The sequence below is a fragment of the Gluconobacter sp. P5H9_a genome (assembly GCF_018812085.1).
In the GTDB taxonomy this organism is placed as follows: domain Bacteria; phylum Pseudomonadota; class Alphaproteobacteria; order Acetobacterales; family Acetobacteraceae; genus Gluconobacter.
In genome coordinates this window covers 221,909-243,500 of the sequence record NZ_JACRVW010000005.1, presented here as the reverse complement: position 1 = coordinate 243,500, position 21,592 = coordinate 221,909, and the positions used below count along the sequence as shown (strand labels likewise).

The following is a 21,592-nucleotide window of genomic DNA, read 5'->3' as shown; positions in this document are numbered from 1 at the left end:
GCATCGCAGGAAACCATCGCCTCACAGGGATGTGTCGAAGCGTGGTCTATTCCCCCTCATGACAAGATTTCTTACAGGGATGCAAGGTGCGCGTTAGGATCCGGTCATGGGGCGGGAGCCAAAAATGGCACTTCCAACCCTTACAAGGGTGGCGCCTTCGGCAATGGCTGTCTCGAAATCAGCCGACATGCCCATGGACACCACGGGGAGTCCGTGGTGCTGTGCAAGCTGTGTCAGGAAGTGGAAATGTGGAGCGGGATCTTCATCTTCTGGCGGGATACACATCAACCCACGCACCTTCGCTCCAAAGCGCAGCATTGAGGCCTTGATGAACGCGTCGGCTTCATCGCGTGGGATGCCAGATTTCTGTGGCTCGTTCCCTGTGTTGACCTGAATGAGCAACTCCGGAAGGCGGCCTGTCTTCTCTGCAGCCTTTTCCAGCGCATCAGAAAGGGCGGGGCGATCCAGAGTCTCGATCACATCTGCGATGCGACAGGCATCTACGGCCTTGTTGGTCTGGAGGCCACCGATGATGTGCAGGCGCAGGTCTGGCCAGGTCTCACGAAGCGCTGGAAACTTGGAGGCTGCTTCCTGAACGCGGTTTTCACCAAAGACGCGCTGACCGGCCTTCAAGGCCGCTTCCACGGCATCCTGCGGATGAAATTTGCTAACGGCAACGAGGCCCACATCCGTGGCAGAGCGGCCTGATGTTTCGCAGGCCTGAATGATGCGACTACGGATGGCGGAGAGATTTTCTGCAATCTGATCGGACATTGCGGCAGAAGACTCCATTGCGTCCGGCGCCGCAAGATGCGATTTCGGCAGCATGCGAGAGATCAACGCCCGATAATGACACAGAATACGCCCCCTCGCGGCTCCGGCCGTCCGAAGAACCCGTCCGCGTCCCGCCAGGGAGGACGCCGTCCGAAGCCGGGACAGGAGCGCCGCCCCAGTCCAGATCCGACACGTGATCTTGCCTTCGACATTGTCTGCGGTGTGGTCGAACATCGCCGTATGCTCGAAACGACGCTGGACCGTGCCGGGCCGATGGACCCGCGGGATCGTGCTTCTGCGCATCGTCTCGCGGCAACAACGTTACGGTACATGGGGAGCATGACTGAAATTCTTCAGCCGATGCTGCGCCGTGAGCCACCTGAGCCTGTGCGGTGTGCGTTGCTTCTGGGTGTGGCGCAACTGTTGCATCTGGAAACGCCACCGCATGCAGCGGTAGGCACGATTGTTGACCTGCTGCGTCGTCGCGGTCTGGCACCTTTCGCCGGGCTGGCGAATGCTGTGCTTCGGCGTGTGGCGCGTGAAGGGCGTGATCTTCTGGAAGGGCTCGATGACGCCAGACTGGATGTTCCGGCGTGGTTGTGGAGCGCCTGGGGCCATCGTGCACGCTCCATTTCCCGCGGACTGCATCGTGAGGCGCCGCTGGATCTGAGCCTGCGCCCGGGGGCGACGGTTCCTGAAGGTGGCGATGTCCTGCCGACGGGGACTGTGCGTTATCCGGCTGGGACACGGATTGCGACAATGGAAGGCTTCGAAGAGGGGCAGTTCTGGGCGCAGGATGTGGCTGCTGCCATGCCTGTGAAGCTTATGGGAGATGTCGCCGGGAAGACGGTGATTGACCTCTGTGCAGCCCCAGGAGGCAAGACGGCTCAGCTTTCTGCTGCCGGCGCAGATGTCACGGCCATCGAAAAGGAAGAGTCCCGCGCAGTTCGCCTGCGTGAGAACATCACCCGGATGCGCGCAACCGCTGAGACGATTGTTGCAGATGGGTTGAAATGGCGCCCGAAAGCACCGGTTGATGCGGTTCTGCTGGATGCACCGTGTTCAGCAACAGGGACGTTCCGCCGTCATCCGGATGTGCTGTGGATCAAACGCCCGCGTGACGTCACGGCATTGGCGGAAGGTCAGGACGCGTTCATTGACGCAGCGCGTGACATGCTGAAGCCGGGTGGCATGCTGATATATGCCGTCTGCTCTCTTCAGGATGAAGAGGGTCCAGATCGCATCGCAGCCGCGCTTGAACGCGGGGGCTGGAAGCATGTGCCGTTCACGGATGAAGAACTAGCGGACATGGCGATTGCCCGGACGGCGGAAGGATTTTTCAGAACACATCCCGGTCTCTGGTGGGATCGGGGCGGAATGGACGGCTTCTTTGCCGCCAGATTAATCCGCGTCTGAGACTTACAAGCCTGCCTGATTTTCAGGCGGGCTTTTTTTGCGTTCGCTCCGAAAATACCAATATTTTAGAAATAATATGCAAAATACTTTCGTGCGAAGGTTGCCCGCTCAACCTGCGAGTATTTACCGCGAAATCGTACCTCAATGCGTAGATGGAGAGCCTTTTGGGTCTTTATCAAAGTGCGCTTGTTTCCTCTAAAGGTATGAAAACAAACAGAATAATTTCAACGCACATGTGCTTTTGTAGCGCCAAGTTCTTTTATAAATATGTTTTTATGATCCAAAATATCTAATTCTAATATTTTTTTAAGGAGTATGGTCCGAAAAAACAAGAAGAGGACGAGAAAATGACAAAAAACAAGGCAGTAAAACCAGTATTTGCTCTGGCATTTATTCCATTATTTCTGGTGATGTCTGCATGTTCTGGTAGTGGATTCTCCGAGTCTTCTAAAAAGAATGAAAAATTTTCTCAGATGATTGAGAACATTTCACCGTACGGAAATACAATTCCAGATCGCGCCATGTTCTGATCAGCTGCATGGCTGGATCTGAGGTTTTTTAGAGCGTCATCTCTTGGGAGATGGCGCTTTATTTTTGTCCAAACCTGAAAGGACCTGACCTGCGGTTGGATACGTCGCAGGCAGGCTGGTGCGAAGATCTCCTTGCTTCCGATTTGGTGATATAGTTATGTAAATCACCAGAACGGAAATGAGGCGTACGAAATGGAGTCCCGGGCAGAGAAAATTGAGGAGGTGTGTTGTGGATGGTGCGTGGAATGAGAGCCAGCCGATCTATCAGCAGCTCCGGGACAGGGTGGTCGGCATGATGCTGGACGGCGCTGTCGCTGAGGGTGATGCAATCCCGTCGGTTCGACAGGTTGCAGCCGAATGTCAGGTGAATCCTTTGACCGTGATGAAGGCGTATCAGCAGCTTTCTGATGAAGGGCTGGTCGAGAAGCGTCGTGGTCTTGGACTGTTCGTCGCGCAGGGTGCGCTGGCGCGTCTTGGTGAGAGCGAACGTCAGAAATTCCTGACGGAACAATGGCCGGAAACGCTACGGACAATCCGTCGTCTTGGTCTCAGCCTGAATGATCTTCTCAAAGAGGGAGATGTCGCATGATCTGTATTGAAGCACAGGGTCTGCGAAAAGTGCATCGCGGGGGCAAAGGTGTTCTGGGCATTGACCTCAGTATTCCATCAGGCCGGATTGTCGGGCTGATCGGGCCTAATGGCGCAGGCAAGACGACGGCTCTGAATGCCATTCTGGGTCTTGTCCCCTATGAAGGTTCCCTCAGGGTTCTGGGGCGTGATCCCTGGCGTGAGCGCGAAGCGATGATGCAGGATGTCTGCTTTATTGCCGATGTGGCTTTGCTGCCGCGCTGGATGAAGGTCTGGCAGGTTCTGGACTATGTCGAAGGCGTTCACCCACGGTTTGACCGAAGCCGGGCGGAGCACTTTCTCTCCCGGACAGACATTCAGAAGCGTTCCCGGGTACGGGACTTGTCCAAGGGTATGGTCGCGCAACTTCATCTGGCGCTGGTCATGGCTATTGATGCCAAGCTGCTGGTGCTTGATGAGCCGACGCTGGGGCTGGACCTGCTGTATCGTCGCGAATTCTACATCACGCTTCTTAATGATTACTTCGATCATGACCGCACCATTCTGGTGACGACCCATCAGGTCGAGGAAATCGAGGATATCCTCACGGATGTGATCCTGATCGGGGATGGTCGCATCACGTTGCAGGACAGCATGGAAAATCTGGCGCAGCGTTTCGTGGAACTGAAACCCAGAGCGGAGACTTCGGACGCTGCCCGACATCTGGGGCCGATCAGTGAAAGGCTCATCATGGGGCAGCCGATCATGCTTTTCGATGGTGTGCCGCACAGTGAACTGGCGGCCCTTGGCGAAACACGCCAGCCGCGACTGGCCGATCTGTTTCTGGTGCTGATGGGACAGAACCGCGGGAACAGGAAAGGGGCAGGGGCATGAGCAAATATGGAAAAATGACGTGGCCGCTGAAGCAATACGTCTGGTCTGTCAGGCGAGAGCTTTGGGGAAACCGGTTTTTGATACTCGGCCCCTTGGTAATGGTTTGTCTGCCATTGGTTCTTCTCTGCTTGCAGCTGCACACGAGTCACCTCAAGGTCATAAAAGGGACGGCAGAAAGTGTTCCACCAATCCTGATGTTCAGGATCACGGCGGAAATGCTGTTTGGGATCGCCAATGTCGCAGCCCTGACGGTGGGGTGCATCTATGCGCTCGGTACGTTCTATAATGAACGTAAGGACCTGTCGGTGCTTTTCTGGAAGTCTCTGCCTGTCTCGGACCGATTGAGTGTGGCGGCCAAGGCGAGTGTTGTGCTTGCGATCGGCCCTCTTTTGTCGCTGTTTTTAAGCTGGGTGGCGACGATCGTGCTTATTGTCGCGACTGCACAGGCATACGGAATTTCTCCGGTGGGTCTGGCAAAACAAGCCAGTGTAGGTCATCTGATAATCGATGATGTTGCCTATATCGTGCTGAATACTCTGTGGTGGTTACCGATTTATGCCGTTCTGTTCCTGGTCTCAGCCAGTGTCAGAACCGTGCCTGCTGTGTGGGTATTAGGGGGACTGGCGGGTCTCTATATTGTGGAAGCCATTGGTCTGCGTACGAACCATATTACGGGCATCATATGGGACCGCTTTTTGCATTTTCCCGGGACTGGCTTCCACGATGCCCAGATGAAGATCCTCGCCACCCAGTCTGATGGGTTTGATGTACAGCATACGCCAACAGATAAGATCGTAACCGGACATCTGGACTTTCTAGCCCTGTTTTCGATGCCTTCACTTTGGTGGGGTGTGTTGCTGGCGGCAGTCTGCCTCGTTCTGACAGTCTGGCTGCGTCGCCGGGCAGAGCCTATCTAGGCAAAATGCAAACCCCTCCGTCTGTGTTCCAGACGGAGGGGCCTCGGAGTTCAGTCTCCGGATGATTCAAAAATTTCTTCCAGTGTCTGGGCCATCACGTCTCCATCGAGCGTTTTGCTCAGCCAGATCTCAACACCAATCAGGCCTTGGTTGACCAGCATTCCCAAGCCATCGAGGGTCGTGCAGCCTTGCGCGTGGGCTTCCTGAAGGAAGCGTGTTTGAGGTGGGTTGGGAATGACGTCCGCAACAATCTGCCCTTTGGTCAGGCTTTTGATGTTCACAGGAGGAATCGCCTCCGGATCACCAAGGCCGATGGATGTGGCATTGATAACGATATCTGTGCCTTCGGGAACGGAAACGTCGCCCTCCCAGGGTTTGGCTTCGGCATCTGCGCTCGAGTTGTCACGCACAAGTGCAGCAATGGTCTCGGCTTTCTTAACGTCACGATTGACGACGGTGAGATGGGCGACGCCGGCCAGTGCCAGTTCAACGGCAATCGCACGTGCAGCTCCACCTGCACCAAGAAGGAGAACGCGTTTTCCGGCTGGATCTGTGATCTCTTTCAAGGACGCCAGAAACCCCTTGCCGTCCGTGTTATGGCCCGTCAGGCGCCCGTCTTTGATGGCGACGCAATTAACTGCCCCGATCAGTTTTGCAGACTCATCCAAAGCATCGAGATGCTCCAGAACCGCGACCTTATGGGGCAGGGAGCAGTTGAACCCGACCCATTCCATGGCTTTGGCACCTTTGACGGCGTCGGCAAGATTGTCTGCCTTGACGTCACAGTTGATGTAACGCGCGTTCAGCCCTTCATGGATGTATGCGGCTTCGATCATGGCGACAGTCGGATTGTCTGCGCATGGTGTCGAAAATGATCCTGTCAGAATGCTGCGAAAGTTCTGGTCACTCATGCCTTGGCTCTCCTGTGTTGGGGCGTCCCTGACATAGAAAGACATGCTGAACAGATTGAAACCGCCTTTGAGCGGTTCAGGCTATGGATGGCAGAGAAGTGATGAGGAGAGGGAGCTAAGCCGCCAGTGTGATGATCGTCCGCAGGCCACCTTCGCCACGGTTCTGAAGGCGCACGTCACCCCCCTGTGCCCGCAGGATTGTTCGGGCGATGGAAAGCCCCAGGCCGGTGCCCCCTGTTTCACGGTTGCGGCTGGTCTCGATCCGCACGAATGGCTCAAAAACCCGCTCTAGCTCGCTTTCAGGCAGGCCGGGGCCGTTGTCCTCGATAATGATGCGGGCGATGCGGTCTTTTTCTTTCTTCTGGGAGGGCGGAATGAGCGTGACATGCGCACTGCCACCATACTTCAGAGAATTGAGAATAAGATTGTTCAGTGCGCGTTTCAGCGCCACGGACCGGGCCTGAATCCGGACTGGTTGTACGGGCAACTCATAGATCAGCGCGTCTGCCTGCTGCGGGTGGCTTTCTGCCGCTTCGTCCATGATGGTTTGCAGCAGGGTGCGCAGATCAAGGGAGACAACCTGTTCATTAGAGGCGCTGTCCCGACCGAAAGCCAGTGTGGCGGCCACCATGGCTTCCATTTCATCAAGATCCGCCAGAATCTTGTTGCGGAGTTCATCATCGTCAATGAATTCGGCACGCAGCTTCAGCCGGGTAATTGGCGTGCGCAGGTCATGCCCGATTGCGGTCAGCATGAGCGTCCGGTCCGACACAAAACGGCGGATCCGCATGGACATCGTATTAAAAGCAATCGCCGCCCGACGGATCTCCGAGGGGCCGTTTTCAGGTAAAACCGTTGAGCTGTTGACGTCTCGACCAAGCGCTTCCGCGGCAGTGGCCAATGTCGTGACCGGGGCAATCAGGCGGCGTGTGGCCCAGACGATCAGCGCCCCTCCGAAGAGAGACATCATCAGGAATGCGATGATGAATGTCGGAGCTTCGAGCGGGTTGGGCAGGGGCATGACGTAACGGACGACAAGCCAGCAATGACCATCCGGCAACAGCATCGATGTGGAATGTGTCCGAAGTTCCTGCCCAGCCCAGATCTCCAGTGGGTAAAGAGAGGAAGGAAGGAACGATCCCCGCATGAAGGGGGGGATCTCTCGATATCCTTCACGCCCGCTGCTACCCGGCCCGTACCAGCCTTCATGAGGCTGCTCAAAACCGTGTTCATTAGGGAAAGGCGCGTGCTCAGGGGAGCCGAAAGGGTGTTCCCTGCTCTCTTCCCCGGGCGGTAGCGCCCCAGGGCCTCCTGGTTCCATCAACCCTCCGGGGCCAAACGGAGCCGGGCCGGGACCGAAACCGGGAGGCGGGGCATGAAAGCGCCCGGGAGCGAGCCCGCCCGGCGCGAAAAAGGGAAGCGGAATTTTGTGGCTATGGATGTCCTGATCCGGCGTTCCAAGCAGAAGAACTGTTGTATTCGACGGGATGTGCAGGTCGTCTATGGCGTTCTTCCGGTCTTCCTCCTTTGTTTCCGCAATCGTGCGATAAATGGAAAAGACCTGGATCTGGTAGTCATGCATCTGGCTGCGTTCAGCCAGATCAAGACGGTCGAGCGCGTGGATTCCCAGTCCTGCAAGTTCAATGACGGCCAGCCCGACAATCAGAAGCAGGCTGGTGCGAGCGACAAGGGAACTGGGAAAAAAGCGCACTTTCAGACGCGTTCGACTTCTGCTGCAAGAACATAGCCGCCACCGCGCACGGTCTTGATGACCTGTGCATTCCTGCCGTCATCTTCCAGCTTGCGACGCAGGCGGCTGATGGCGACGTCAATGGCACGGTCGAACGGTCCAGCCTGACGGCCGCGAAGCAGCTCAAGCAGCATGTCTCGGGTCAGGACGCGGTTGGCGCGTTCCAGCAGCGCGATCAGAAGATCGTATTCGCCACCCGTCAGGGAGATTTCTGCTCCATCAGGGTTGAGCAGACGGCGGCGGACAGGATCGAGGCACCAGCCGGCAAACATGATCTTGCGGGTATCTGTGGCCTGGCGCTTTTCGGAGGCATCAACTGTCCGGCGCAGAACAGCGCGAATGCGGGCGAGGAGTTCGCGGGGATTGAACGGCTTGGCAACGTAATCGTCCGCGCCAAATTCCAGACCGATGATCCGGTCGGTTTCATCGCTCATGGCCGTCAGCATGATGATGGGAACATTATCCTGGGTACGCAGCCAGCGCGCGACTTCAAGGCCGCTTTCGCCCGGAAGCATCAGGTCCAGAACCACAAGCTGGTAATGACCATTGGCCCAGGCTTTTCGGGCTTCACGACCATCGCGCGCAGCCGTGACGCGAAAGTGGTTCCGTTCGAGGAACTTGCTCAGAAGCTCCCGGATTTCACGGTCATCATCGACGACCAGAAGATGGGGAAGGGTTTCTGTACCCATGATGATGTTACCTTCCATCGGCTTGTGGCGCGGTTCAGGTCCGCCGCGCCACTTTCGTGCTTACGCCAGCCAGGAGGGAACCGGGAGGTTTTTCGCACGAAGGAACTCAGGGTTGAACAGCTTGGACTGATACCTTGCCCCTCCATCGCACAGGATTGTAACAATCGTATGTCCAGGACCAAGCTTCCTTGCAGTTCGGATAGCTGCTGCAACATTGATGCCTGACGAACCACCCACTGACAGGCCTTCTTCTGCCGTCAGGGCAAAGATCTGCTCCAGCGCTTCCGGGTCTGCAATTCGCTCTGCATCATCAGGTGCGCAGCCCTCAAGGTTGGCTGTGACGCGTCCTTGGCCAATGCCTTCCGTGATGGAACCGCCGCTGATGGTCAGATCGTTGGACTTGACCCAGCCATAGAGTGCCGAACCTTCCGGATCAGCCAGAACGATTTTTGGGGCCATCTTGCCTGCCGCCGCAGCCTGTTCCCGCAGGCCCATTCCGATGCCTGCCAGAGTGCCGCCGGTGCCGCAGGCGCAGGTGAAGGCATCAATCTTTCCGCCCGTCTGGTTCCAGATTTCGACGGCTGTCGTGGTGCGATGGCCGTCGCGGTTGGCGGTATTGTCGAACTGGTTAGCCCAGAAAGCACCAGTTTCTTCTGCCAGACGACGCGACACATGAACGTAGTTGCCTGGGTCACGGAAGGGCTTGGCGGGGACCAGTCGCAGGTCTGCGCCGATCATGCGCAGAAAGTCGAGCTTTTCGCGGCTCTGGGTTTCCGGCACGACGATGATCGCCTTGCAGCCCATGGCCTGGGCCACCAACGTCAGTCCGATGCCAGTATTTCCAGCCGTTCCTTCGACAACAGTTCCGCCGGGCTTGAGAGCGCCAGTGCGGAAAGCATCTTCGATGATGGCAAGTGCCGCACGGTCTTTGACCGATCCGCCGGGGTTCATGAACTCCGCCTTGCCGTAGATGTCACAGCCGGTTTCTTCGGAGGCGCGCTTCAGACGGATGAGCGGCGTTCCGCCAATGGCGGCCGTCATGCTGGAGGAGGTGCTCTGCCACCCTGCCGAAACGGACTGGTGTGGGCTGGTGATGTCAGTCATACGTTCACTCCTGTGCTAACGGAATTATAGACCGCGTTTTGTAGGGATGAGGAAGGCCATGAAGGAACTGACAGCAAAGCAGGCATGGGACGTGCTTGCAAATGAAGCCGACAGCATCCTCGTCGATGTGCGGACACCTGTGGAATGGGCGGAGATTGGCCTGCCCGATTCTTCTGCCCTGCCAAGGCCCGTTGTGTGTCTGACGTGGCAGCCGGGTTTGGAACAGATGTTTCTGGAAGGACTGCTGAATGCTGTGCCTGATCAGAACAGTCGCGTCCTGTTTCTGTGCCGGTCAGGGATGCGCTCCCATAATGCAGCGCTTCTGGCTGAACATGCCGGATATGCGGATGTAAGCAATATCGTCGACGGCTTCGAAGACAAGCATGGCCCCGGCACGGGCTGGCGCGCCGGGGGACTGCCATACGTTCACATGCCGCTGTCAGGTTCCTGATCGGCGTCATAACGAACTTCAAGGACGACGCACCACGGATAGCGGCTGTCGTAGCTGTGGCCTGAGCCATCAGCGACCCGCCCGTTCGCATCTGTGGGAACATGTGTCAGGGATACGGCGTCGTCCACATTGCCACCAACGATGCTCAGCTCATGACCGAAAGGCTGGTCATTCTGATTGACCGCGGTGACGATGCCGCAATGAGCCGGGAACCCGTAAGACGTAGGCAGCATCGAGAATGTCACGGTCTTGCTACGGCCACGGCCTACGCAGATCAGATCGCCGATTTTTGGGGTGTAGCTTCCCGGATCATGCGCGCTGACACCGCTGGACTGCCCACTGGCGGCCGCGTTGATATAGGTCGCGTGGTTGGGTGAATACGGGAAGCGGTCATTCGCCCCTGCGACACGCATGACGTAGGAAATGAATGCCGCTGACCAGGCGTAGTGTCCGTCATGCGCGGCGTCGAAGCGTGTGCCGTTCGCATCGGTCTTACCCGTCCAGCCAGCTTCCGTTTCATACGGGTCCTGGCCGATCCACCAGTATTCACCCACGCGCTGCCACAAGCCGGGAATACGTTCCGGCTTCAGGGCAGGATCCGTGGGTTCTGGTCGGTCTTCCGGATCGTCATCAGCTACAGGTGCGCCGAACATGCGCCATTCCCGCAGGGCAATAGCTGCGACGTCCTGACGGTTGAAAGGCTCAAAATTACGGCTGGCAAAGTCCGGAACGTGGCTGTTGTAGCCCACCGGGCCTGTCGTGCCGTTCGCATACTGTGCGTTGGGAGTCTGGGCCGGATACGGACGGACACTGTTCTGACTGGCGCAGCCGGTCAGTGCGAACAGGGCGGCCGTAGCAGCTGTTCGCCAGAAAATATGCGAGTCTGACACAATCATCCTCATGCTGGCTCGATGAACCTGCATCTTGAACGGCAAGTGCGATGGAGCGTCAAGGGCAGGACCTCGCATGTGGGAAAGAGAGGCCGTTTATTTAGAGAACGGAAGGAAAGAACCGTACGGCTCCTTCAATCAAAATGGCGGGTGCAAAAGGTATAAGAAGGAAAAATATATGCTTTAGGCGTCTTCTGGCCTTATCCGGACCGTCTCGAAAGGACAGGAGAAGGAAAACCAGAGCAACAACCGAAATGACTGGAGCAAGACAGATATAGGTCATGAGACCCAACGCCCAGGAAATCATACCGAGACTTTGATGCTCTGCTGGGTCCCAGCCCATCGCGAAACCAGTGAGGAATAAAGGTATCAATTTGACGAGCCATGAACTCAAACCTGCATAGACGATAAGTAACGTCCGAAAGACTTGGGAGTGGGGACGCAAGGGGGCAGGCGGCAGGACACGCTCTGGTGAAATGTGGGGCAGAACGTACATGTAACCATTCGTTTCAAACGATTCGAATGGTTACAATGTGCCTGTATCAGTTGTCCGGGAAAAGGGTCTTTAGCCCTTCTCCGGAAGCATCACACCGGCCACGTTCGGTGATCAGTCCGGTCACCAGACGGGCTGGTGTTACGTCAAAAGCCGGATTGGCCGCGGGGCTGTTATCCGGTGCAATGCGGACGCGTCCCGGAGCACCGTTATCCGTCAGGCCCGTCATGAACAGGACTTCGTTCTGGCTACGCTCTTCGATTGGGATTTCCTTTACCCCATCGCGAACACGCCAGTCGATCGTAGAAGACGGGAGTGCCACCCAGAATGGAACATTGTTGTCCTTGGCGGCCAAAGCTTTGAGATAGGTGCCAATCTTGTTGGCCACATCGCCCTGTGCGGTCACGCGGTCCGTGCCAACAATGACCATGTCCACATCGCCAGCCTGCATGTAGTGGCCGCCAGCATTGTCCGCGATGACGGTATGCGCGACACCATGGCTGCCGAGTTCCCAGGCCGTGAGTAGACTACCCTGATTGCGGGGGCGGGTTTCATCCACCCAGACATGCACCGGGATGCTTTCGTCGTGCGCCATGTAGATGGGGGCTAGTGCTGTTCCCCAGTCTACTGTGGCAATCCAGCCGGCATTGCAGTGCGTGAGAAGATTGACGCGGCCTGTCTTACCCTTGCGCTCCCAGATTTCGCGGATCAGGTCCAGTCCATGGCGGCCGATGGCTTCATTGACCTGCACGTCTTCATCACAGATCGCATCGGCTTCCACATATCCGGCTTCAACGCGCTCTGCTGGCGTGAGTGCGCGCAGACGCGTCACCATGCGTTCAATGGCCCAGCGCAGGTTGATGGCGGTCGGGCGTGTCTCGATCAGATCGGCAGCCGCTTTTTCCAGCGCAGCATCGGATGCGTCGTTCTGAAGGGCAAAAACCAGACCATAGGCCGCGACAGCACCAATCAGCGGAGCACCCCGAACCTGCATGCTGCGGATTGCATGCGCGACAGCGCCGACGTCGCGGAGTTCAAGCACCTCTACTTCCCATGGGAAGCGGGTCTGGTCGAAAATGCGGATGCTTTTGGCGTCGTCAGACGGGCGCCAGATGCTGCGATAGGCAATGCCATTGATCTTCATTGAGTGCTCCTGGGAGGCGCTCCGGCATTCAGGGCGCGGAACAGAAAAAACGTCTTATAGCGCATGTGCGCGATACATTCGGTGAACTCAAGAGCAGAAACCCCCCGGTCGTATTGCGCGTTAGGCGGATATTGCCTTGCGAGGGTCCAGAAACCAGTAGTATGAATTGTATTACGTTTCGTGTCTGGATTCTCTTTCTAGCTGTAGGGAAAGATAATGGCCTCTCTCGTGAACCCCGGAAATACCGCCGTGCGCGCGTCTGACGCTCAATCACGTCTTTCCACAAAAAGCAGGTCCGACAACATGACGGCTCTGGAAAAATACCGGCAGCTGCGAGAGAATCGTAAGGTGGTGCGCCGCCGGAAACTTGAGCAGGAAAAGCGTCAGCTTTCTTCCTGAGCACGCCCTCTTTCACTCTTCTGCCTCAGGCTGTTAAGCCTCTTCCTCTACTCGGGTCCTGTTTTGCCGGGTCGGATCTGGAAAGGGCATGAGTAGTGTCTCTGCGTGTACTGACGGTTCTGCCGCCGCGTGAACTCTACGCTGAAGGCCACGCTGGCGCGATTTCCCTGCTCGTCAGCCGCATGGCCCTCTGTGATGATCGGATTATCGGCAGAGCTGTATCGGGCGTTCCGTTGCCGGGCGGCAAATTTGTTCCGCTAAAGCGTGTCATATGGCCGCTTCCTCAACGCCTGAAATATGCATTGTCCTGCGTTCGCGCAGCCCGACACTTTCAGCCTGATCTGATCGAGGTTCATAACAGGCCGGATCTGGCCATGGCGCTGTCCCGTGTCGCTCCCGTTCGATTGATCCTGCACAATGATCCGCGCTCTATGAGGGGCGCCAAAACTGCGAAAGAAAGGTCTCGGCTCGCTACGAAAGTGCTGGTCTGCGCTGTTTCGCAATGGGTCGCGACATGTTTTGCGGAAGGCTGCGATGAGCCGCCACGTATCGAAATTCAGCCCAACTGTGTGGATCTGTCCGTATTACCAGCTGAGCGCCCCCGGCAGCAGCAGGTGCTATTCGCAGGACGGGTTGTCGCGGATAAGGGTGTGGATGCTTTTGTCTCAGTCTGGGCTGGCCTTCGCCATAAATATCCGGACTGGACAGCTGTCATTATGGGCGCTGACAGATTTGGCCCGGATTCACCGGAAACTCCGTTTTTGACCCGGCTGCGGCCTCAGGCAGCACAGGCTGATGTGCTGATGACGGGCTATCGGTCCCATCCGGATGTTCTGGAGGCCATGTCGGAAGCGGCCATTGTTGTTGTGCCAAGCCGCTGGCCGGAGCCATTTGGCATGACGGCGCTGGAAGCCATGGCGTGCGGGGCAGCTGTGATCGTCTCGCCATTTGGCGCGCTGCCGGATGTAGTCGGGGACGCGGCCCTGCTAGCGGCCCCGGATGCTTCCGGAGCGCTAGAGGCGGCGTTGGGTCAACTGATGGATAACCCGGCACTCAGAGCGGAGCTGGGCCGTAAGGGCCGCGAACGGGCTGCTCTGTTCAGTCTGGAGGCTGCCCGCGTGCGCCTTGTCGCGCTGCGTCAGGCAGCTATTGCTTTCAGTCGCGGTTCGGTGGCCCCATGAAGGTCGGGTCAATCGCATCCGGGACGTGACGTGCCAGAATTTCGTCCACGGCCTTCTTTTCTTCGTCGGTTAGAGACCAGCCGAAGACATCCTTCACACCGGAGACCTGTTCAGGCTTGCGTGCACCCCAAAGAGCGATGACTGGCCCCTGATCCAGAACCCAGCGTACGGCGAAGGCGAGAACGGACTTGTCGCGCTTGGCGGCCAGCTCCTTGAAGTCTTCGACAGCGGCGAGATAGCTCTCGAACTTCGGCTTCTGGAACTTCGGATCACCTGAACGCAGGTCGTCCTTCGGGAAGGTCGTATCCTTGTTCATCTTGCCGGAGAGAAGCCCGCGGCACAGTGCGCCATAAGCGAGCACCACGGCGTTATTCTTCTTGGCGTATGGGAGAATATCTTTTTCGCAGGTGCGTTCGAAAAGGTTTAGCGGGGGCTGAATTGTTGCGAGTGGAGCAACTTCGCGGAAAATATCCATCTGCTCTGGGGAGAAATTGCTGACGCCGAGCGCCCGGATCTTACCTTCTTGATGAAGTTTCTGCAGTTCGCGTGCGCTTTCATCAATGGGCGTCTTGTCATCGGGCCAATGGATCTGTTCGAGATCGATCGTCTCGACCCGCAGGCGGCGAAGGGAATCTTCCACTTCCTTGCGGATGCGGGCAGGGCGGGAATCACGGAAAACCTTGCGGTCTTCGGGTTTATCATCCGTCCAGTTCAGGCCCAGCTTTGTCGCGACGAAAGCCTTGTTTGGCTTTTCGGCCAGTGCCCGGCCAACAACTTCTTCTGAGTGCCCGAAGCCATAGACGGGGGCTGTGTCGATGAAATTGATGCCGTCATCGAGAGCTGCATGGATGGTGCGAACGCCGTTTTCATCGTCCGGCCCGCCCCACATCCAGCCGCCAATGGCCCAGGTGCCAAGAGCCACGCGGGAAACCGGAGTGTCGATGCCGGGAATGAGAATGGTGTCTGAGGACATGCCTGTCTCCATAAGAAAGGGACTGTTTCAAAAAAGCGCATTCGGATGGAGGTGGTTGCATGGAAAGTCGAAACCCGCCATCCACAATGTTCATGCGCCTGTCTTCTTTTTCCCTGACCCGCCTCGGCCAGTGGCTTGCTGTTCTGCTGCCGCTGACACTCACGCATCTCAGAGGGCTGGCGGAAGCAGACCTCGATATTCTTGCCGTTCTGCTGTTGGTGCAGTCGGCACGAACGCGGCAATGGGACTGGGCAAGAGAGCCCTGGGTCATCGCGACCTTCTGTTGGTGGGGCTGGCAGGTTTTGTGCACAGTCTGGGTCTCGCCCGGTCATGGGGCACTGGGCCAGTCTCTGGCAGCCATTCGCTTTCCGCTGGCTGCTGCAGCGCTGGGCTGCTGGCTGTTACGCGATGACGTCTGGCGCAAAAGGGCGCTTTGGGTCACGTGTGGATGCGGCCTTTACATCGCATTCCAGATTATGATTCAGGCGGCGTTCGGACGAAATCTGTTTGGCGTGCCGCGCTTTCATGATGGCACTCTCACAGGCCCTTACACGCACCCCCGTGCCGCTGCCCCGCTGTCACGCCTTATTCTGCCGATGCTGATGCTTGGTTGTACTTTGATCGGGGGGTGGAAAAGTCGTTGGTCCCGCACTCTGGGGCTCTGTGCTGCGACGGTTCTTGCTGTGGCCGTCATGGTCCTCGCGGGGCAGAGAATGCCATTCGCACTTTCGCTGTTCGGAATTGGCATCTGCGCGCTTCTGTATCGGCCGATGCGCCCGGCAGCGCTTGTCGCGGCGGCAATGATGCCGCTTCTGATCTTTGCCGCAAGTGCGCTGTCGCCCGGTAGCTTCTCACATCTCGTTGTGCTTGCCCGGCAGCAGTTGACGCATTTTAGCCAGTCTCCTTACGGCGAGATTTACACTCATGCTGTGGTGATGGCGCAGGAACATCCTTTGCTGGGGCAGGGCTATGACGCCTATCGCCATCACTGTGATGACCCGGCGACGTTCCACGGTCTGTCGTGGCTTTCCATGGCAACGCCAGAAAAAGGCTGGCGCGATCTCTGTGTTCAGCATCCGCACAATCATTATCTTCAGGCTCTGGTAAATGCTGGTATTCCGGGCCTGATCCTGTTTGTGCTGATGGTGGCCTGCTGGCTCAAGGCGCTCTGGCCAGGGCGGCAGGGTTCAGCCATTGCAATCGGTCTTTTTGCCGCGGTCTTCATTCAGGAATGGCCCATCGCGTCCTCTTCGGATTTCATGAATCTGCCGTTGGGTGGATGGGGATTTCTGATGCTCGGTCTGGGGGTGGCCTATCGCAACGGCTTTCAAGACACCGCGCGCGGGCCTATATCGTAAGCAGATTACGGAGGCACCCCAATGTCCAGCACCAGTGATCCGGCACGCGCCGGAACCGTTCCCGTTACTGTTCTGACCGGCTTTCTTGGCGCCGGTAAAACCACCCTGCTGAACCATATCCTGACTGCTGAGCACGGCCGCAAATATGCCGTGGTTGTCAATGAGTTCGGTGAGCTTGGCGTGGATAACGACCTCGTGGTGGATGCCGACGAGGAAGTGTTCGAAATGAACAACGGCTGCATCTGCTGTACCGTGCGTGGCGATCTGATCCGCATTCTCGGCGGGCTGCTGCGCCGTCGTGGTCGTTTTGACGGGATCATTGTCGAGACGACCGGTCTTGCCGATCCGGCGCCTGTCGCACAGACGTTTTTTGTGGATGAGAACATCCGCGAGAAGGCCCGGCTTGATGCTGTCGTGACAGTTGTTGATGCCTTCAACATCATGCAGACGCTGGAAGAAAGCCCGGAGGCCGTCAGTCAGCTCGCATTTGCGGATGTGATCGTTCTGAACAAGACCGATCTTGCCGATGAAGAGCGCCGCAAGGAAATCGTTGCCCGCATTCGCCAGATCAATGCCGTGGCTGAAATTCACGAAGCCCAGCATGGCGGCGTGAAGCTGACAGACATTCTGGACCGTGGTGGCTTTGACCTTCAGCGCGCCCTGTCCACGATGCCGGATTTTCTGGAAAACGATCACCATTCCCATGAAGAGGGCATCGTCAGCATTTCCCTCTCTGTGAAGGAGTTGATTGACCAGCGGCGTTTCCAGGCCTGGATTGGCGCGCTTCTGCAGGAACAGGGTGGTGATATCCTGCGCTCCAAAGGCATTCTGCACTTTAAGGGTGAAGATCAGCGCTTTGCGTTTCAGGCCGTGCACATGATGGCAGATGGTGACTTCATCGGCCCCTACCGTGAGGGAGAAAGCCGGGATTCCCGTCTGGTTTTCATCGGCCGTAATCTGAACCGCCCGCAGCTTCGTCGCGGCTTTGAAAGCTGCATCGCGGAATGACACGGGAAATCATTGAAGATCGCGGCGCAGAACGCCGCTTCGAAAGCCCGATCATCGGCGTTGCGTCGTCACGTGATGGCAAGACTTTGGCTGCGGCCACGGCGGACGGTGAGATCATTCTCATTCCACGCGACAAGATGAATACGCTTGGCGCCTGGACGGTTCTCTCGGTTCACGAGGGGGCGTTGTGCCTGTCACAGGACAGCCTGCCGGATGCATTCCTGACGGGCGGTGAGGACGGAAAGCTTGTCCGCACTTATGCTGATGGCCGAACACAGGTTCTGAGCGAAGGGCGCCGATGGGTCGATTGCATTGCGTCATCCACCACGCATTTCGCGTTCTCGGCTGGCCGGGAGCTTGAAGTCCGGGCGGCTGAAGGCACGACAACGCTTAAGAAGCTGGATCATCCGTCATCTGTGACGGGCATTGTTTTTGATGCCAAAGGCAAGCGTGTTGCGGCCTCGCATTACAACGGTGCGTCTGTCTGGTTCGTGCAGGCCAAGGTCGATACGGTGCGCCCGTTCGAATGGAAAGGCAGCCATATTGGCATTGCCATTCATCCGGGTGGGGAGGCTCTCGTGACGTCCATGCAGGAAAATGACCTGCATGGCTGGCGTCTGGCAGATGGACACAACATGCGCATGAGCGGCTATCCCAAGCAGGTGCGGTCCATGGCGTTTACGCGCAATGGCCGTTGGCTGGCGACGGCCGGGGCGGATGCCATTGTGCTGTGGCCGTTCTTCGGTGGTGGCCCGATGGGCAAGGCACCGTCCGAGCTGGCCCGTCTTCCGGGGCTGTTTGTCAGCGCTGTTTGCCCCAACCCGAAGGAAGACATCATTGCGGCCGGCTACGAAGACGGGACTGTTCTTCTGGCTGAGATCGGGGGCGGGGACCAGCGTGTGCTGCCTCTCTGCTCAGGCCAGAAAGCTGCCCGTGGCAAGGTGACGTCCGTGTCCTTTACCCCGCAGGGCGGGGCTATCGTCTTTGGAACGGAAGATGGAACAGTTGGTATTGTGGATCTGTCCGCAGCAAGCTGAGTGTCGCTTCAGACCGTCATGAAAAGGAGGCCTTTGGGCCTCCTTTTTTGCGTTCAGGCTGTGAAAAACTGGCTCAGCCCCATCCCACGCAGACCTCGGCGATAGGCGATGGAACTGCGATCTGCCATCACATGCGCCTCGAGGTTGGGGTCAAGAGGCAGGTTTTCCGGCTTCTGCGCCTCAACAATCTGACGGTCTTCTTCAAAGACGCGGCGATTGAATTCGTAAACATCCTCAACGGAGCCAGTCGTATCGAAATTTCGGCAGATTGGCGCGAACATGCGTGTCACACGAGCCGAAACCGGTGAGGCTGCATTCATGATGACGAGCCTGCCATCGTTCGGGAAGTGGATTTCCAGCGTTGCCGTGAAGGGCAGGAAAACCCGGAAATGCCGGAGCCATTCGAAGTCCGCAAACTCTTCAACGCCCAGAAGCCCGTGCGGAAAGTTGGAGACGTTGCTGCGATATTCAGCCTCGAACCCCGTTTCCGTCAGCTTGGGTGAATAGGATGGAACGATCGGGTTTTCAGGGTCTGCAAAAGTCTCGGTGTGGACGAAGGCAAAATGTGCCACGTCAATAAAGCCTTCGACCTGACGTCCTGCGAAGCCCTTGATGTCGATGGACGGGCAGGTGATCTGCTGGAAGGCTGGATCGTCCCAATGCGGCATCGGTGGGAGATTGATTTCTCCTTCAGGGCGCAGGCACGTCCAGATGAGGCCGAACCGCTCTACAACGGGGTAGGTCTTCAGGTGGAGCTTCGGCGGGATCTTGCTGTCTGGATGCGCAGGGACACGCACGCAACGACCATCCTGGCCAAACCGAAAACCATGATAGGCACAGGCAATCGTCTCGCCGTTTCCATTGCCCATGCTCAATGGCACCCCACGATGAGGGCACAGATCATCGGCAATGACGATATCATCTCCAGAGCGGTAAATGACGAGAGGTGCATCCAGCAGAACCGCTCCGAGCGGGCGCTCCCCGAGTTCACGGGAGAGGGCGACCGGGTGCCAGGACTTGGCAAGGATCTGCCAGTCTGCGGGTTCGAACGTACAGTTCCGTGGCAGGTCAACGGATGCGGCAGAGAGGCTGGCGCAGGCTGCGGTCATGGTTAGGGTCCCCGCGGGCTGAAGAACGGACTCGCAGAGCATTCCATGGATCATGCGTTCTCTGATATATTATAAATATGATTGAAGCGTTCTAATAATGAGGCATGATGAGCGGAGCGAATTGCCTCAAATGCCCCAATACGGCATGTATGAAACGAAATCGAAATGAGGTGCCTGTATGTCCAGACTGTCTCTTCCGCCTCATTTAAAGACGCTTTTTCTGTTTCTGGAATACCGCGCCTGGGCTGACAGGCTGGCATACGAAACGCTGTTACAGTTGCCCCGGTTGGAGATTGTGAAGCCGCGGCAGACGACGTTCAGCACCATTCTGGGTACGCTGAACCATGTGTATGTCGTTGACGACATTTTTCGTCATCATCTTCAGGGGAAGGATCACGGTTATCGGTCACGTCAGACCGACCAGATACCTGATCTCAAGACGCTCTGGCAGGCAACACAGTCCATGAACGAGTGGTATCTGGCTGCCGTGAAACAATGGAGCGTGGACGATCTGAACTGTCCGGTTTCATTTACATTTGTTGATGGACAGCCTGGGCGGATGACCCGTGAGCAGATCATTCTTCATGTCGTCAATCACGCTACTTATCACCGTGGTTTTGTGGGCGACATGCTCAAGCAGATCCCGGAGAACTGGCCATCCAATGACCTGACGGTGTTTCTCCGGGATGAGGATCAGCGGTCTGTGTGACCAAGATCCTGCTCAGGCGCGATGACGTCCCGGACACGCTGTTTGAGCTCTTTGGGGCCAGGAAATCCCCCATCGCGCTTGCGTTCCCAGACGAGCACGTCATCAACATGAATTTCAAAGCGGCCGCCAGTATCAGGGATCAGGGCGACTTCCCCGAGAGCCTGCCCAAACGTGGAGAGCAGTTCCTGAGCCATCCACCCAGACCGCAGAAGCCAGTTGCATTGCGTGCAATATCGGATTGAGACGCGCGGTGCTGTGGAGGACATGTCTTTTCTCCCGGGGTGAAGCGTTGAGGAGCATCATTGCACAGCACGGTAACTCTGCCATCTGTCAGATGTGTCTTCAGGGATGACGTGCAACGGTCATAAAGAAACACTTTCCTCCGACAGGAAGAGAACATTATGAAAGTGGATCATCTTTTCCATTTTGCGAGACCCTGCACCGCATGATTTCTTCTGTTCGCCTGCCTGTTGCGCTTCTGATGTGCGCTACTCTGCTCTCAGCTTGTGAAGCACCCTCTCGGCAGCCTTTGCCGGAAACCGCAGCACCGGATGTCCGGCTTGTTCTGCCGCCTCCGCCGGGGGTGGGAAGTGCTGCACAGGCGGATGATGACAGGGTTTTTCATGAGACGCGCGCCTTGAAAGATACGCCGCGCTGGGCGCTGGCGCAGAAAGATGCAGATCTGGAAGTGCCGCATCTGGTTCGCGATTTTTCCTGCGCCGTTGGTTACACGCTGGATCTGGCCAAAGCGCCGCATCTGGCCAGCGTCCTGAAGCGGATGGAAAATCCCATCATCCACCGGACCTCTGAAGCCAAGCATTACTGGCATCGGACGCGTCCGTTTGTTGGTACGAACCTCCCGATCTGCACCTCGCCCGAGGGCTTGGGCCTTCATTCCTCATATCCGTCCGGCCACACGACGGCAGGATATGGCATGGCGCTTGTGCTGGCCCACCTGATGCCTGAACATGCCACCATGCTCCTGCAGCGTGGGCGTGTTTTTGGTGAGAGCCGGATTGTCTGTGGAGCGCACTGGAAATCAGACGTGCAGGCTGGCTTTTTGAATGCATCGTCTGAAATGGATGCGCTTCTTGCTGCTCCGGAACTGCAGGATGATCTTGCTGCGGCCCGCGAAGAACTGCGTGCCATGAAGGCTACGGCGCCTGCACCAGATGCTGCTGACTGTGCTGCAGAAGCAGACGCTGCTGCACATTCCATTCTGTCTGAATGATAAAATCCGGCCAAGGGCTTGAAGTCCTACGGCCGGATTGTTTTTGAAGTTCTGTCA

General features: G+C 57.2%; 23 protein-coding genes. 13 read left to right on the top strand and 10 right to left on the bottom strand.

Translation table 11 applies throughout. The features are described 5' to 3' along the window. Positions 1-93: 93 nt before the first annotated feature. Positions 94-828, bottom strand: a complete 735-nt coding sequence (locus KP708_RS07815) for a YggS family pyridoxal phosphate-dependent enzyme (protein ID WP_371822665.1) — start codon at positions 826-828, stop codon at positions 94-96. A 21-nt stretch (positions 829-849) separates the two neighbouring features. Here KP708_RS07815 and KP708_RS07810 point away from each other — a divergent pair, with 21 nt between their 5' ends. The 5 genes from KP708_RS07810 to KP708_RS07790 all read left to right on the top strand — a co-directional run bounded on the left by KP708_RS07810 (position 850) and on the right by KP708_RS07790 (position 5,098). Further along, on the top strand, positions 850-2,190 hold the full coding sequence (locus tag KP708_RS07810) for an RsmB/NOP family class I SAM-dependent RNA methyltransferase (RefSeq protein WP_215749121.1): 1,341 nt from the start codon (positions 850-852) through the stop codon (positions 2,188-2,190). A gap of 347 nt (positions 2,191-2,537) precedes the next feature. Then, positions 2,538-2,720 (top strand): hypothetical protein, encoded by a 183-nt coding sequence (locus KP708_RS07805; RefSeq protein ID WP_215749119.1) that lies wholly within the window; start codon positions 2,538-2,540, stop codon positions 2,718-2,720. 229 nt (positions 2,721-2,949) lie between these two features. Then, on the top strand, positions 2,950-3,309 hold the full coding sequence (locus KP708_RS07800; RefSeq protein ID WP_083956250.1) for a GntR family transcriptional regulator: 360 nt from the start codon (positions 2,950-2,952) through the stop codon (positions 3,307-3,309). Then, on the top strand, positions 3,306-4,181 hold the full coding sequence (locus KP708_RS07795; RefSeq protein ID WP_211497704.1) for an ABC transporter ATP-binding protein: 876 nt from the start codon (positions 3,306-3,308) through the stop codon (positions 4,179-4,181). Before KP708_RS07800 ends, KP708_RS07795 begins: the two co-directional genes overlap by 4 nt. Before the next feature lie 128 nt (positions 4,182-4,309). Continuing rightward, positions 4,310-5,098 carry an ABC transporter permease gene (locus KP708_RS07790; RefSeq protein WP_252347244.1) on the top strand — a complete coding sequence of 263 codons (789 nt, stop codon included), beginning with the start codon at positions 4,310-4,312 and terminating at the stop codon, positions 5,096-5,098. Between the two features lie 50 nt (positions 5,099-5,148). Here KP708_RS07790 and aroE read toward each other — a convergent pair whose 3' ends face one another. The 4 genes from aroE to KP708_RS07770 all read right to left on the bottom strand — a co-directional run bounded on the left by aroE (position 5,149) and on the right by KP708_RS07770 (position 9,552). Next, positions 5,149-6,009 carry a shikimate dehydrogenase gene (aroE, locus tag KP708_RS07785; RefSeq protein ID WP_215749116.1) on the bottom strand — a complete coding sequence of 287 codons (861 nt, stop codon included), beginning with the start codon at positions 6,007-6,009 and terminating at the stop codon, positions 5,149-5,151. A gap of 115 nt (positions 6,010-6,124) precedes the next feature. After that, positions 6,125-7,720: an ATP-binding protein gene (locus KP708_RS07780; protein WP_215749114.1), complete on the bottom strand. Its 1,596-nt coding sequence runs from the start codon at positions 7,718-7,720 to the stop codon at positions 6,125-6,127. Between the two features lie 2 nt (positions 7,721-7,722). Then, positions 7,723-8,448 carry a response regulator gene (locus tag KP708_RS07775; protein WP_046900890.1) on the bottom strand — a complete coding sequence of 242 codons (726 nt, stop codon included), beginning with the start codon at positions 8,446-8,448 and terminating at the stop codon, positions 7,723-7,725. A gap of 60 nt (positions 8,449-8,508) precedes the next feature. Beyond that, positions 8,509-9,552 (bottom strand): cysteine synthase A, encoded by a 1,044-nt coding sequence (locus KP708_RS07770; protein ID WP_215749112.1) that lies wholly within the window; start codon positions 9,550-9,552, stop codon positions 8,509-8,511. Between the two features lie 58 nt (positions 9,553-9,610). Here KP708_RS07770 and KP708_RS07765 point away from each other — a divergent pair, with 58 nt between their 5' ends. Next, the gene (locus tag KP708_RS07765; RefSeq protein WP_215749110.1) at positions 9,611-10,003 is read left to right on the top strand and encodes a rhodanese-like domain-containing protein; all 393 of its coding nucleotides are present in this window, start codon (positions 9,611-9,613) and stop codon (positions 10,001-10,003) included. Here the strand turns inward: KP708_RS07765 and KP708_RS07760 are convergent. Together KP708_RS07760 and mtnA are read right to left on the bottom strand one after the other, a co-directional pair. Then, complete coding sequence (locus KP708_RS07760) at positions 9,979-10,899, bottom strand: DUF2272 domain-containing protein (protein ID WP_215749108.1); 921 nt, start codon at positions 10,897-10,899, stop codon at positions 9,979-9,981. The genes KP708_RS07765 and KP708_RS07760 overlap by 25 nt on opposite strands. A 536-nt stretch (positions 10,900-11,435) precedes the next feature. After that, entirely contained in the window at positions 11,436-12,530 is a 1,095-nt protein-coding gene (gene mtnA / locus KP708_RS07755; protein ID WP_215749106.1) for an S-methyl-5-thioribose-1-phosphate isomerase, read from the bottom strand. Between the two features lie 216 nt (positions 12,531-12,746). Here mtnA and KP708_RS07750 point away from each other — a divergent pair, with 216 nt between their 5' ends. Together KP708_RS07750 and KP708_RS07745 are read left to right on the top strand one after the other, a co-directional pair. Then, positions 12,747-12,929 (top strand): hypothetical protein, encoded by a 183-nt coding sequence (locus KP708_RS07750; RefSeq protein ID WP_202206364.1) that lies wholly within the window; start codon positions 12,747-12,749, stop codon positions 12,927-12,929. 101 nt (positions 12,930-13,030) lie between these two features. Next, a complete protein-coding gene (locus tag KP708_RS07745; RefSeq protein WP_252347290.1) occupies positions 13,031-14,110 on the top strand; it encodes a glycosyltransferase family 4 protein in 1,080 nt (359 codons plus the stop codon). On the opposite strand, the gene KP708_RS07740 is transcribed toward KP708_RS07745, so the two are convergent. Next, positions 14,085-15,083, bottom strand: a complete 999-nt coding sequence (locus KP708_RS07740) for an aldo/keto reductase (RefSeq protein WP_202206365.1) — start codon at positions 15,081-15,083, stop codon at positions 14,085-14,087. The two genes, KP708_RS07745 and KP708_RS07740, sit on opposite strands and share 26 nt — an antisense overlap. Positions 15,084-15,142: 59 nt before the next feature. Here KP708_RS07740 and KP708_RS07735 point away from each other — a divergent pair, with 59 nt between their 5' ends. From KP708_RS07735 to KP708_RS07725, 3 genes are read left to right on the top strand one after another with little or no spacing between them, the layout of a single operon-like run. Further along, positions 15,143-16,441 carry an O-antigen ligase gene (locus tag KP708_RS07735; protein WP_252347243.1) on the top strand — a complete coding sequence of 433 codons (1,299 nt, stop codon included), beginning with the start codon at positions 15,143-15,145 and terminating at the stop codon, positions 16,439-16,441. A gap of 21 nt (positions 16,442-16,462) precedes the next feature. Then, positions 16,463-17,449 carry a GTP-binding protein gene (locus tag KP708_RS07730; RefSeq protein WP_086633998.1) on the top strand — a complete coding sequence of 329 codons (987 nt, stop codon included), beginning with the start codon at positions 16,463-16,465 and terminating at the stop codon, positions 17,447-17,449. Next, the gene (locus KP708_RS07725; protein WP_215749104.1) at positions 17,446-18,486 is read left to right on the top strand and encodes a WD40 repeat domain-containing protein; all 1,041 of its coding nucleotides are present in this window, start codon (positions 17,446-17,448) and stop codon (positions 18,484-18,486) included. Before KP708_RS07730 ends, KP708_RS07725 begins: the two co-directional genes overlap by 4 nt. Positions 18,487-18,539: 53 nt before the next feature. On the opposite strand, the gene KP708_RS07720 is transcribed toward KP708_RS07725, so the two are convergent. Then, entirely contained in the window at positions 18,540-19,595 is a 1,056-nt protein-coding gene (locus tag KP708_RS07720; protein WP_215749102.1) for an aromatic ring-hydroxylating dioxygenase subunit alpha, read from the bottom strand. 178 nt (positions 19,596-19,773) lie between these two features. On the opposite strand from KP708_RS07720, the gene KP708_RS07715 reads away from it, so the two are divergent. Next, entirely contained in the window at positions 19,774-20,304 is a 531-nt protein-coding gene (locus KP708_RS07715) for a DinB family protein (RefSeq protein WP_202206369.1), read from the top strand. Here the strand turns inward: KP708_RS07715 and KP708_RS07710 are convergent. Next, a complete protein-coding gene (locus KP708_RS07710; RefSeq protein ID WP_063904605.1) occupies positions 20,289-20,570 on the bottom strand; it encodes a SelT/SelW/SelH family protein in 282 nt (93 codons plus the stop codon). The genes KP708_RS07715 and KP708_RS07710 overlap by 16 nt on opposite strands. A 179-nt stretch (positions 20,571-20,749) precedes the next feature. Here KP708_RS07710 and KP708_RS07705 point away from each other — a divergent pair, with 179 nt between their 5' ends. Next, on the top strand, positions 20,750-21,535 hold the full coding sequence (locus KP708_RS07705) for a phosphatase PAP2 family protein (RefSeq protein WP_215749100.1): 786 nt from the start codon (positions 20,750-20,752) through the stop codon (positions 21,533-21,535). The last annotated feature ends 57 nt before the right edge of the window (positions 21,536-21,592 follow it).